This is a genomic window from Leclercia sp. W6, assembly GCF_003336345.1.
GTDB lineage: Bacteria > Pseudomonadota > Gammaproteobacteria > Enterobacterales > Enterobacteriaceae > Enterobacter.
The window spans coordinates 2,243,315-2,253,440 of record NZ_CP031104.1; the positions used below are offsets into that span (position 1 = coordinate 2,243,315).

Here is a 10,126-nt window from a genome sequence, read left to right on the forward strand (position 1 = left end):
ATTCCGTAACACAGCACCTTTTTGTGACGACGACTACACTTTATTTTCATCAGGATAGTGACGCGGGAAGGAGTGTATGGCCCAACAAACCCGGCATTTTTCGCTTAAAGTGTTAACAATCAATATTCACAAGGGGTTCGCGGCTTTTAACCGCCGTTTCATTCTGCCCGAACTGCGTGACGCTGTACGAACCGTCAGCGCGGATATCGTCTGCCTGCAGGAGGTGATGGGCGCGCATGAAGTTCATCCTTTGCATGTGGAAAACTGGCCCGATACCAGCCACTACGAATTTCTCGCCGACACCATGTGGAGCGACTACGCTTACGGGCGTAATGCCGTCTATCCCGAGGGGCATCACGGCAATGCCGTTCTCTCCCGCTACCCTATCGAACACTTTGAAAATCACGATGTCTCGGTGGGCGAGAGTGAAAAACGTGGGCTGCTTTACTGCCGTGTCGCGATCCCGGAGCTGACCAGACCGCTGCATGTGGCCTCGGTCCACCTTGGCCTGCGCGAAGCTCACCGCCAGGCGCAGCTGCAGATGATGACCGAGTGGGTCAACGGCCTGCCAGAAGGGGAACCGGTGGTGGTCGCCGGTGATTTTAACGACTGGCGCCAGCGCGCCAACCATCCGCTGAAAACGGGGGCCGGGTTAGAAGAGATCTTCACCCTTGCCCACGGCAGGCCCGCCCGTACCTTCCCGGTGAGATTCCCGCTGCTGCGTCTGGACAGGATCTATGTCAAAAACGCTCACGCCAGCAGCCCTACCGCGCTGGCCCTGAGCAACTGGCGTCACCTTTCCGACCATGCGCCGTTAAGTGCGGAGATTCATCTATGAAATGTTCATGGCAAAGCGGCAACCGGATAAAGCTGCTGGAAAATGGCGATCAATATTACCCGGCGGTATTTGCCGCTATCGAGAAAGCACAAAGCCGGGTACTGCTTGAAACCTTTATCTGGTTTGAAGACAACGTGGGGCGAAAACTGCATTCGGTGATCCTGCGGGCGGCCCAGCGCGGGGTACATATCGAAGTGCTGCTGGACGGCTACGGCTCCCCCGACCTCAGCGATGAATTCGTGGGGGAACTCACCTCAGCAGGCGTGGTATTCCGCTATTACGATCCACGCCCGCCTCTGCTGGGTATGCGCACCAACGTCTTCCGCCGCATGCACCGTAAAATTGTGGTGGTGGACGATCAGGTGGCCTTTGTGGGCGGGATTAACTACTCCGCGGAACATATGTCGGACTACGGTCCTGAAGCCAAGCAGGATTATGCCGTCCAGGTCGAAGGCCCGGTGGTACAGGATATTTTGCAGTTTGTCGTGGAAAACCTGCCCGGCAAAGCCGCAGTGCGTCGCTGGTGGAAGCGGCGTCATCGCGCCGAAGAGAATACCAAACCGGGCGAAGCGCAGGCGCTGTTTGTCTGGCGCGATAACGAAGAGCACCGGGACGATATTGAGCGGCACTATCTGAAGATGCTGACCAACGCCCGTCGGGAGGTGATCATCGCCAACGCCTACTTCTTCCCGGGCTATCGCCTGCTGCACGCCATGCGTAACGCAGCCCGGCGCGGCGTGCGGGTTAAGCTGATTGTGCAGGGCGAGCCGGATATGCCCATTGTGACCGTGGGCGCCCGCCTGCTCTACAACTATCTGGTGAAAGGCGGCGTCGAGATTTACGAATACCGCCGCCGTCCGCTGCACGGCAAGGTCGCGCTGATGGACGATCACTGGGTAACTGTCGGCTCCAGCAACCTCGATCCCCTTAGCCTGTCGCTGAATCTGGAGGCCAACCTGATTATTCACGATCGCGAGTTTAACCAGACCCTGCGTGACAATCTCACCGCCATCATCGCCGAGGATTGCGTCCGGGTGGATGAGTCGATGGTGCCGAAACGGACCTGGTGGAATCTGGGCAAAAGCGTGGTGGTGTTCCACTTCCTGCGCCATTTCCCGGCGCTGGTCGGCTGGTTGCCTGCACATACGCCTAAACTGGCGCAGGTCCCCCCGCCGGTACAACCCGAGATGGAGACTCAGGATCGCGTTGAGGCGAGCAACACGGGGGTAAAACCCTGATGAGCAAAAAACATTCGCGCTGGCGTCTGGCAAAAAAGATCCTCACCTGGGTATTTTTTATAGCCGTAGCAGTGCTGCTGGTGATTTACGCCAAAAAGGTCGACTGGGGCGAGGTGTGGAAGGTCATCCGCGACTACGACCGTGTATCGCTGATGGGCGCCGTGGCGCTGGTGATACTGAGCTTCCTGCTGTATGGCTGTTACGACCTGCTGGGACGAGTCTACTGCGGGCATAAGCTGGCCAAGCGCCAGGTTATGCTGGTGTCGTTTATCTGCTACGCCTTTAACCTGACCCTGAGTACCTGGGTGGGCGGCATCGGGATGCGTTACCGCCTTTACTCCCGCCTGGGGCTACCCAGCAGCACCATCACCCGCATCTTCTCTCTGAGTATTACCACCAACTGGCTGGGTTACGTCCTGCTGGGCGGCGTAATCTTCACCGCGGGCGTGGTGCAGTTGCCCGCTCACTGGTATATCGATCAGTCGACGCTGCGCATTATTGGCATCGTGCTGCTGCTGGTGATTGGGTTCTATCTGTGGGCCTGCGCGTTCGCTAAGCGGCGCCATGTGACCATCAAAAAGCAAAAGCTGGTACTTCCCTCCTGGCGTTTTGCGCTGGCGCAGATGGGCATTTCCGCCGCCAACTGGATGGCGATGGGGGCCATTATCTGGCTGCTGATGGGTGAAGATATCAACTACTTCTTCGTGCTGGGTGTGCTGCTGGTGAGCAGTATCGCCGGGGTGATTGTCCATATTCCTGCCGGGATTGGGGTGCTGGAAGCGGTGTTTATCGCCCTGTTAGCGGGAGAGCATGTCTCTCACGGCACCATCATCGCCGCCCTGCTGGCCTATCGTATGCTCTATTATTTCCTGCCTCTGGGGCTGGCGACGGTCTGTTATCTGGTGCTGGAGAGCCGGGCGAAGAAGTTGCGGGCCAAAAACGAACAACAGATGGCGAAGTAATGGCGGGATTGGCCGGGTGGCGCTGCGCTTACCCGGCCTACGGTGTTGTGGGCCCGGCAAGCGAAGCGCCGCCGGGCAAGGCAATCAACGACGGTTGCCGAAGATGCGCAGCAGCATCAGGAACAGGTTGATGAAGTCCAGATAGAGCGTCAGCGCCCCCAGAATGGAGTATTTACGCAGATTTGAGCTGTCGCGCACGTCAATCTGCTCGCCAATGTTTTTCAGCTTCTGGGTGTCATAGGCCGTCAGCCCGACAAAGACAATCACCCCGATATAGGTCACCGCCCACATCAGCGCTTCACTCTTCAGCCAGAAGTTCACCAGCGATGCCAGCACGATACCAATCAGCGCCATAAACAGCATGTTGCCAAAGCCGCTCAAGTCGCGTTTGGTGGTGTAGCCGTAAAGGCTCATCGCACCAAACATCCCGCCGGCCACCACAAAGGTGCTGGCGATCGAGGAGTAGGTGTAGACGAGGAAAATACTGGAGAGCGTCAGGCCGGTCAGCGCCGAATAGAGCATAAACAGCGTGGTGGCCATCCCTGCGCTGAGCTTATGCACCAGCCCGGAGAGGACAAACACCAGCGCCAGCTGGGCGATGATCAGGCCAAAGAAGGTGATTTTGCTGGAGAAGACAAACATCATCACCGCAGGGGTGTTGGCGGAAAACCACGCGACAAACGCGGTGAGCAGCAAGCCGCAGGTCATCCAGCCATAGACCTGGGCCATATAGGTTTGCAGCCCGGTACGGCTCTGCTGCACGATGGAATCGGAACGGGGAAATCTGTCCATAACACACTCCTTTTTAAGTGGACACACTGTTAAAGCCTAACACATCCCGGCAATCCGGCTACCAGCGGTTGGCGGCTTCCTTATCGCTGTCGCGGGACTCGACCCAGCGATCGCCCTCCGGGGTCGCTTCGCGCTTCCAGAACGGGGCGCGGGTTTTGAGATAATCCATAATAAACTCACCCGCCGCAAAGGCGCTGCCGCGATGGGCGCTGGTGACGCCAACGAAGACGATCTCCTCCCCCGGCCACATCTCGCCGATGCGGTGGATCACGGTCACGCGGCCGAGCGGCCAGCGCTGACGCGCCTGCTCAACGATCTCCGCTAGCGCTTTTTCCGTCATGCCAGGATAGTGCTCAAGGGTCAGCGCTTTTACGCTGTCGCCGAGATTATGGTTACGCACCTTGCCGGTGAAGGTGACCACCGCGCCATCTTCGTCACGCTCAGCAAGCCAGTTATACTCCGTGCCGACGTTAAAACGCGCCTGTTCGACCAGGATTTTGGTGTCACTCATTTCAGCCCCCGGTCACCGGTGGGAAGAAAGCCACCTCATCGCCCGGTTTGACCGGATGCGTGAACTCCACCAGCGTCTGGTTCACCGCCGCCAGCAGTTTGCTCGCGTCCAGCGCCAGCGCCCAGCGGTCGCTTTGCGCCGCCAGATGCGCCCGCAGCGCTTCGACGTTTTCCACCTCGATATCCAGCGTCAGGCTGTCGGTATTCACCAGCTCGCGCACCTGCGCAAAAAACAGTACTTTAATCATTCTCTGGTGCCCTGAAATCACCCGATTTTCCCCCGCTTTTCGCCAGCAGGCGAACCGGGCCAATAACCATGTCTTTCTGCACCGCTTTGCACATGTCATAGATGGTTAACGCCGCCACGGAGGCGGCAGTTAAGGCTTCCATCTCCACGCCGGTTTTCCCGGTCAGGCGGCACAATGATTCGATGCGCACCCGGTTGTGCTCCGGCTCGGCCCGCAGGTTGACCTCCACTTTGCTGAGCATAAGCGGATGGCACAGCGGGATCAGATCCCAGGTGCGTTTCGCCGCCTGGATCCCGGCGATCCGCGCCGTAGCGAAGACGTCCCCTTTGTGGTGGCTGCCGTCAAGGATCATTGCCAGCGTTTCGGGAAGCATGGTGACGAACGCTTCCGCGCGGGCTTCACGCACGGTTTCGGCCTTGGCGGAGACATCCACCATATGGGCTTCGCCCGCGGCGTTAATGTGGGTCAGTTGCGACATAGCTTATTTCTTCAGGTGAGGATGGAAATTACACGGACGCGTGCGGGCATCCAGCTGCGGGGCAATGATATTTTCCCACGCGGTGCGGCACGCTTTGGTGGAGCCTGGCATGGCGAAAATCACCGTGTTGTTGGCGATCCCTGCGACAGCACGCGATTGCAGGGTGGAGGTGCCAATCTCTTCAAACGAGAGCATGCGGAACACCTCGCCGAAGCCTTCTATCTCGCGATCGAAGAGCGGCAGCAGCGCTTCCGGGGCCTGATCGCCTGCGGTAAAACCGGTGCCGCCGGTGATCAGCACCACCTGGACGTTATCGCTGGCGATCCAGCGCGACACTTCCGCGCGAATGGCGTAGCGGTTCTCTTTGACGATGGCCTTGTCGACGATCTGATGCCCGGCCTCGTGGGCTGCATCGCGCAGCCAGTGGCCGGAGGTGTCATCTTCTTCGCCGCGGCGTTCAGAAACGGTAAGAATAGCAATACGCGTCGGGATAAATTCAGCGCTTACCTGACTCATCTTCTGGTTCCTTGTAGCGATTACCCGCCAATGTATGACAGGTTCTGGGTGATCCCGGTGTTGCCCTGATGCAGGAAGTGGGTCTGTTTTTTGTGCATCAGCGCCTCAGAAATGCGTGCTTCCAGCGCCGCCTGCTGCGCATCATCGGCCAGCAGATCGCGCAGGTCGACGCCGCCGTCGCCAAACAGGCAGAGGTGCAGCTTGCCCAACGACGAGACGCGCAGGCGGTTACAGCTGGCACAGAAGTCTTTTTCATACGGCATGATAAGGCAAATCTCCCCTTCGTAGTCGGGGTGACAAAAGACCTGCGCCGGGCCGTCGCTGCGCTGGCGAAGCTGGTGGATCCAGCCGCGTTTAAGCAGCTCATCGCGCAATACCATGCCGGAGATGTGATGACGGGAGAAGAGGTCGCTGCCCTCGCCGGTTTCCATCAGCTCAATGAAGCGCAGCTGAATGCGGCGGGGTTTGATCCACGCCAGGAAGGTATCCAGTTGATGATGGTTCACATCGCGCATCAGCACGGTGTTGACCTTCACCTTGTCGAAGCCGGCCGCAAAGGCCGCGTCGATGCCTTCCATCACCTGGTGGAATTTATCCTGTCCGGTGATGGCGTGAAACTGGCGGGCATCCAGGCTGTCGACGCTGACGTTGATGGCGGTCAGCCCCGCGTCGCGCCACTGCGCGACATCGCGCGCCAGACGATAGCCATTGGTGGTGACCGCAATCTGGCGGATGGCGTCGTTTTCACGTACCGCCGCGATGATATCGGTGAAGTCCCGGCGCAGCGAGGGTTCGCCGCCGGTAAGACGGACCTTCTCCGTTCCCATGGCGGCAAACGCGCGCGTGACGCGGCGCACTTCGTCCACGGAGAGAAAGCCGTTATTGGTGACGCTGCCAGGCTTATAGCCATCCGGCAGGCAGTAGGTGCAACGGAAGTTGCACACATCGGTAATCGACAAACGCAGGTAAAAAAACTTACGCGCGAATGCATCGGTAAGTTGTGAAGCCATGTACACCTTTCCTGATACGGGAGGCACAGTCATTTCTTCCTGTACCCTGGTGGCAAAAGCGCCACGGCCAGAGCGCCATATCTGTCGACACAGGCGCAAAGGCTAGAGTGTATGTTTTCAATGATGAAAACGTGGTTATGTCGATAGTAGCGTGTTAAAGCGAGTTTCGCTATCGTCGACTTACGCTATATAAATGTGTATATAACGAGCTAATCGTGCCATTTCGGTTCAGAATACGTCATTATCACATTTTTGCATTGATATACGTCATTTTGCGCGGGTCGCAGCATCGTCATTTAGGAGTAGTTGCGTTACTGTTTACATGTTGGTCTTAATAAGGAATTTTTATGCGCAATCGCACTTTTGCGGATCTTGACCGGGTGGTCGCTCTCGGCGGAGGCCACGGACTGGGCCGGGTCATGTCCTCCCTGTCATCGCTCGGCTCCCGCCTGACAGGGATCGTCACGACCACCGATAATGGCGGCTCAACCGGGCGCATCCGCCGCTCCGAAGGCGGCATCGCCTGGGGAGACATGCGCAACTGCTTAAATCAGCTTATCACGGAACCGAGCGTGGCTTCGGCCATGTTTGAGTATCGTTTTGCCGGTAATGGCGAACTTTCCGGGCATAACCTTGGAAATCTGATGTTAAAGGCGCTGGATCACCTCAGCGTCCGGCCTCTGGAGGCGATCAATTTAATTCGCAACCTGCTTAAAGTGGACGCCTTTCTCATCCCCATGTCCGAACTTCCGGTTGATTTGATGGCAATCGACTGCAACGACCATGAAGTGTATGGCGAGGTAAATATCGATCAGCTTGCCCTGCCCCCGAAAGAGCTGATGCTCTACCCCACTGTCCCGGCGACCCGCGAAGCAGTAGAAGCGATTGGTGAAGCGGATCTGATCCTCATCGGCCCCGGCAGTTTTTACACCAGCCTGATGCCGCTCCTGCTGATTAAAGAGCTGGCCCAGGCGCTGCGGCGCACGCCCGCCCCGGTAGTCTATATCGGCAATCTGGGTCGCGAGCTCAGCCCGGCCGCCGCCGGGCTTTCGCTGGCCGCAAAGCTGGCGCTGATGGAGCAGTATGTCGGTAAAAAGATCGTCGATGCGGTAGTGGTCGGGCCGAAAGAGGATATCTCAGGTATGGAAGGCCGGGTGGTGGTGCAGGAGCCGCTCGAAGCAAGCGACATCAAGTACCGCCACGATCGGCATCTGCTGCGCGTGGCGCTGGAGAGAGCGATTCAGGCGTTGGGTTAGCTTGTACGGCCTGTAATGCCCGGTGGCGCTTCGCTTACCGGGCCTACAGGCAGAGTGCCGTTGTTGAGCCAGTAAGCGCCACCGGGTACAAACTACGACGCGGCGATGAATAAATCCCGTAGCTGATGCAGCTGGTCGCGGATCTGCGCCGCCTCTTCGAACTCCAGGTTCTGTGCGTGCTGCATCATCTGCCCTTCCAGCTCGTGGATTTTCTGCTGCAGCGCTTTCGGCGTCAGGGCCACGGTATCGGCCTCAACCGGTGAGCGCGACTTGCCGCGTCCCTTGGTTTTGGTTTTCGCGATATTCTGGCCAAGCTGCAGGATATCCACCACCTTCTTGTTGAGCCCCTGCGGAACAATCCCGTGCTCTTCGTTATAGCGCTGCTGCTTCTCGCGACGGCGTTCGGTTTCGCCGATCGCTTTCGCCATCGACGGGGTGATCTTATCCCCGTAGAGAATCGCTTTACCGTTAACGTTTCGCGCCGCACGACCAATGGTCTGGATCAGCGAGCGCTCGGAACGCAGGAAGCCCTCTTTGTCGGCGTCCAGAATCGCCACCAGCGACACTTCTGGCATATCCAGCCCCTCACGCAGCAGGTTGATCCCCACCAGCACGTCGAACTCGCCAAGACGCAGATCGCGGATAATTTCCATGCGCTCCACGGTGTCGATATCCGAGTGCAGATAGCGCACCTTCTCACCGTGCTCTTCGAGGTATTCGGTCAGGTCTTCCGCCATCCGCTTGGTCAGGGTCGTCACCAGCACACGCTCGTTAATGGCCGACCGGGCGCGGATTTCCGAGAGCAAGTCATCCACCTGGGTGGCCACCGGACGCACTTCGATAATCGGATCCAGCAGGCCGGTCGGACGCACCACCTGATCCACCACCTCGTCGCCCGATTTCTCCAGCTCGTAGTTGCCTGGCGTTGCGGAGACGTAGATAGTTTGCGGCGCCAGCGCCTCGAACTCTTCAAACTTCATTGGACGGTTATCCAGCGCCGACGGCAGGCGGAAGCCGTACTCCACCAGGGTCTCTTTACGCGCCCGGTCGCCACGATACATCCCGCCAATCTGCGGAATGGTGACGTGGGATTCATCCACCACCAGCAGGCCATCCGCCGGCAGGTAGTCAAACAGGGTTGGCGGCGCTTCGCCCGGCCCACGGCCAGAGAGATAGCGCGAGTAGTTTTCGATACCGGAGCAGTAGCCCAGCTCGTTCATCATCTCGAGATCGAACTGGGTACGCTGGCTGATACGCTGCTCTTCCAGCAGCTTGTTATTTTCTAACAGCACCCTGCGACGATCCGCCAGTTCAACCTTGATGTCCTCCATCGCCTGCACGATGCGCTCGCGCGGGGTGACATAGTGGGTTTTTGGGTAGACCGTGAAGCGCTGAATGGTCGATTCCACATGGCCGGTCAGCGGGTCGAACAGCGACAGCCGCTCCACCTCTTCATCGAAAAGCTCGACGCGCAGCGCGAAGTCGTCCGACTCCGCCGGGAAGATGTCGATCACTTCGCCGCGCACGCGAAACGTACCGCGCTGGAACGCCTGATCGTTACGGGTGTACTGCAGCTCGGCCAGGCGACGCAAAATGGCGCGCTGATCGATAATCATCCCCACGGTCAGGTGCAGCATCATCTTCAGGTAGAGATCCGGGTCGCCGAGGCCGTAGATGGCCGATACCGAGGCCACCACCACCACGTCACGGCGCTCAAGCAGCGCCTTGGTCGCGGACAGACGCATCTGCTCAATATGCTCGTTCACCGAGGCATCCTTCTCGATAAAGGTGTCCGAGCTGGGAACGTAGGCTTCCGGCTGATAGTAGTCGTAGTACGACACGAAGTACTCCACCGCATTCTCGGGGAAGAACTCTTTCATCTCGCCGTAGAGCTGCGCCGCCAGGGTTTTGTTCGGGGCGAGCACCATTGTGGGGCGCTGGAGATCGGCGATCACATTAGCGACGGTGAAGGTTTTACCCGACCCGGTCACCCCCAGCAGCGTCTGGTGCGCAAGCCCATCCTCCAGCCCCTCTTTCAGACGGCGAATCGCTTCAGGCTGATCGCCGGAAGGACGAAAAGCGGAATTCAGTTTGAACGGTTTACTCATGAACGGCGACCTGATGATGGTTGATACGGCAGGTGAGTAATTTTACTCTTGATGGCTATTTTTGCCAGTAAATTATACTGGACATAAATACAGTGGCAACCGCGACGTTTTGTGCCACCCTGGGCAAGAATCAAACGAAGCTGCACAAAATTTCGCCTGCGACGGGATAA

At 58.3% G+C, this 10,126-nt stretch carries 11 protein-coding genes and 1 riboswitch; of the genes, 4 read left to right on the top strand and 7 right to left on the bottom strand.

The window, feature by feature from the left end:
• Positions 1-76: 76 nt before the first annotated feature.
• From DVA43_RS10995 to DVA43_RS11005, 3 genes are read left to right on the top strand one after another with little or no spacing between them, the layout of a single operon-like run.
• A complete protein-coding gene (locus DVA43_RS10995) occupies positions 77-838 on the top strand; it encodes an endonuclease/exonuclease/phosphatase family protein (protein WP_103823519.1) in 762 nt (253 codons plus the stop codon).
• Positions 835-2,076 carry a cardiolipin synthase ClsB gene (gene clsB / locus DVA43_RS11000; protein WP_103178771.1) on the top strand — a complete coding sequence of 414 codons (1,242 nt, stop codon included), beginning with the start codon at positions 835-837 and terminating at the stop codon, positions 2,074-2,076. The genes DVA43_RS10995 and clsB overlap by 4 nt, the downstream gene beginning before the upstream one ends.
• On the top strand, positions 2,076-3,038 hold the full coding sequence (locus DVA43_RS11005) for a YbhN family protein (RefSeq protein ID WP_103178770.1): 963 nt from the start codon (positions 2,076-2,078) through the stop codon (positions 3,036-3,038). The genes clsB and DVA43_RS11005 overlap by 1 nt, the downstream gene beginning before the upstream one ends.
• Positions 3,039-3,122: 84 nt before the next feature.
• On the opposite strand, the gene DVA43_RS11010 is transcribed toward DVA43_RS11005, so the two are convergent.
• The 6 genes from DVA43_RS11010 to moaA all read right to left on the bottom strand — a co-directional run bounded on the left by DVA43_RS11010 (position 3,123) and on the right by moaA (position 6,592).
• The gene (locus tag DVA43_RS11010) at positions 3,123-3,830 is read right to left on the bottom strand and encodes a Bax inhibitor-1/YccA family protein (protein ID WP_103178769.1); all 708 of its coding nucleotides are present in this window, start codon (positions 3,828-3,830) and stop codon (positions 3,123-3,125) included.
• Between the two features lie 58 nt (positions 3,831-3,888).
• On the bottom strand, positions 3,889-4,341 hold the full coding sequence (gene moaE / locus DVA43_RS11015) for a molybdopterin synthase catalytic subunit MoaE (protein WP_103823521.1): 453 nt from the start codon (positions 4,339-4,341) through the stop codon (positions 3,889-3,891).
• A 1-nt stretch (position 4,342) separates the two neighbouring features.
• Positions 4,343-4,588, bottom strand: coding sequence for a molybdopterin synthase sulfur carrier subunit (moaD, locus tag DVA43_RS11020; protein WP_103178767.1), 246 nt, complete (start codon positions 4,586-4,588; stop codon positions 4,343-4,345).
• Entirely contained in the window at positions 4,581-5,066 is a 486-nt protein-coding gene (gene moaC / locus DVA43_RS11025) for a cyclic pyranopterin monophosphate synthase MoaC (RefSeq protein ID WP_114315573.1), read from the bottom strand. The genes moaD and moaC overlap by 8 nt, the downstream gene beginning before the upstream one ends.
• 3 nt (positions 5,067-5,069) lie before the next feature.
• On the bottom strand, positions 5,070-5,582 hold the full coding sequence (gene moaB, locus DVA43_RS11030) for a molybdenum cofactor biosynthesis protein B (RefSeq protein WP_103178765.1): 513 nt from the start codon (positions 5,580-5,582) through the stop codon (positions 5,070-5,072).
• 20 nt (positions 5,583-5,602) lie between these two features.
• Positions 5,603-6,592 carry a GTP 3',8-cyclase MoaA gene (moaA, locus tag DVA43_RS11035; RefSeq protein ID WP_114315574.1) on the bottom strand — a complete coding sequence of 330 codons (990 nt, stop codon included), beginning with the start codon at positions 6,590-6,592 and terminating at the stop codon, positions 5,603-5,605.
• Positions 6,580-6,714, bottom strand: a riboswitch (molybdenum cofactor riboswitch). It overlaps the preceding gene by 13 nt.
• A gap of 225 nt (positions 6,715-6,939) precedes the next feature.
• Here moaA and yvcK point away from each other — a divergent pair.
• Positions 6,940-7,848, top strand: a complete 909-nt coding sequence (gene yvcK / locus DVA43_RS11045; protein ID WP_103178763.1) for a uridine diphosphate-N-acetylglucosamine-binding protein YvcK — start codon at positions 6,940-6,942, stop codon at positions 7,846-7,848.
• A gap of 92 nt (positions 7,849-7,940) precedes the next feature.
• Here the strand turns inward: yvcK and uvrB are convergent, their stop codons facing one another.
• Positions 7,941-9,956: an excinuclease ABC subunit UvrB gene (gene uvrB, locus DVA43_RS11050; RefSeq protein ID WP_103178762.1), complete on the bottom strand. Its 2,016-nt coding sequence runs from the start codon at positions 9,954-9,956 to the stop codon at positions 7,941-7,943.
• Positions 9,957-10,126 lie beyond the last annotated feature (170 nt).